Below are 1794 nucleotides of genomic sequence, written 5' to 3'. Positions count from 1 at the left end.
GCCGCGGAGCGGGTCGCGCTGGCGATGGATGCCGATCCGCGTGCCTCCCATCGCGTGCTCCTGCTGTCGGACGGGCATGCCAATGCCGGGGTCACGGATGCCGGGGAACTGGCCCGGCAGGCGCAGGGGCTCGCCGCCCGCGGCATCGTCACGTCGGCCGTCGGGATCGGCGACGGGTACGACGAACTGCTGCTCGGCGGCATGGCCGAGCAGGGTGGCGGGCGCCTGCACGACGCCGAGCGGGCGCCGGAGATCGCCGAGGTCGTTCTCGGCGAACTGTTCGAAGGCCGGAACGCCCTTCTGGAGCGCACGGTCCTGCGGCTCGTGGTGCCGGCCAGCCTGCGCGCCGAGGTGGTGGGTGGCTGGCCGCATCGCGTGCTGCCCGGCGCGATCGAGGTCCGGATCGGGATGCTGCTGCCGGACGCCCCCAAGTTCGTGGCGTTCCGCCTGCACTGTCCCGCGGCCGAGGTCGGCTCCGAGCTGCTGATCGGCGCTTCCGCCGCCGGCGTTTCTCCGGACGGGGAGACGGAGGTGGTCAGCCCGATCATGGAGGCCGCCATCCGCTTCGCGCGCGGTGCCGAGAACAACGCCCACCCGCGCGATCCGGCGCGCAGCCGGATCGTCGCCGAGGCGTGGCAGGCACAGGTGCTGCGGCAGGCGATGGCCCTGAACCGAAGCGGCGACCGGCGCGGCGCCGAGCACTTCCTCGACCGGGAACTGCGCTGGTTCGAGCGCTATGTGCGCGGGCTCGACGGGGCCGAGGCGCTGGTGGCCGAACTCGTCCTGCTCCGCCGGCGGATCACCGAGGAACTGTCGCCCCGCCTGCGCAAGGAGATCTACGCCGCGTCCTCCAATCGCGCCTTCTACCAGAAGGACCTGCGCTCCGCGCCGCGCCCCGACCTGTCGGAGCGGCTGCGGCGCGATCGGTAGATGATGGAGGGTGCGAACATGGGTCGTGAAGGCGTCGGCCGGGCAACGGCGGAAGGCAGCCGATGGCAGCTGGTCTCGACGCTCGCCGCTGCGGGGTGGCTGCGCTGCACACTCCCGGCCCATCTGAAGGATGCCCGGCCCGCCGCGTCCCCGCGCGCCGTTGCGCCCGACCGGGTGCGCGGGATGCTCCTCGGGCTGGCGATCGGCGATGCACTCGGCAACACGACCGAGGGGATGCTGCCGGCCGAGCGGCGGAGATGGCACGGGGAGGTGCGCGACTACCTCCCCAACCGCCATGCCGGCGACCGCCGGGTCGGGCTGCCGTCGGACGACACGCAACTCGCCTGCTGGACGATCGAGCATCTGCTGGATCATCGGCGGGTCGAGCCCCAAGCCCTCCTCGGCCTCTTTGCGTCCCGGCCGATCTTCGGAATCGGCCGCTCGGTCGGGACGGCCGTCCGGGGCGCCCGTGGCGGCAGCCGCTGGTACGATGCAGCGCCGGAATCGCTCGGGAACGGGGCGTTGATGCGGATCGCGCCGGTCCTGCTGCCGCACCTCAGATCCATGTCGTCCGAGCTCTGGGCGGACGCGGTGCTGGCCACGGCAGCGACGCACAACGACCGCAGCACGATCGCCTGCAGCGTCGGTTTCGTCGCCCTGCTGCCCGAGCTACTGACGGCAGAGCGGCCGCCCGAACCGGCATGGTAGATCGACCGTTTCGTCGAACTGGCCGCGCCGGTGGAGGGCGATCGGGCGGCGAGGCCGCGCGGCGGTGCGCATGCCGGGCGCTATGTGGGGCCGCTGTGGCGGTTCGCGGACGAGCGGGTGCGGGAGGCGCTGGCCGCCGGCCGACCGGTCCTTGAG

At 73.2% G+C, this 1794-nt stretch carries 2 protein-coding genes; both read left to right on the top strand.

Annotated elements, in window-relative coordinates:
- Positions 1–930, top strand: a 930-nt coding sequence (locus tag ACE3Q3_RS24270) for a hypothetical protein (RefSeq protein ID WP_374450426.1), incomplete at its 5' end; no start/stop codon positions are given.
- A gap of 18 nt (positions 931–948) precedes the next feature.
- A complete protein-coding gene (locus ACE3Q3_RS24265; RefSeq protein ID WP_374450424.1) occupies positions 949–1638 on the top strand; it encodes an ADP-ribosylglycohydrolase family protein in 690 nt (229 codons plus the stop codon).
- The last annotated feature ends 156 nt before the right edge of the window (positions 1639–1794 follow it).

Source organism: Allostella sp. (genome assembly GCF_041913585.1).
In the GTDB taxonomy this organism is placed as follows: domain Bacteria; phylum Pseudomonadota; class Alphaproteobacteria; order ATCC43930; family Allostellaceae; genus Allostella.
The sequence above is the reverse complement of the archived record's forward strand: the minus strand, read 5'-3'. Positions and strand labels throughout refer to the sequence as shown.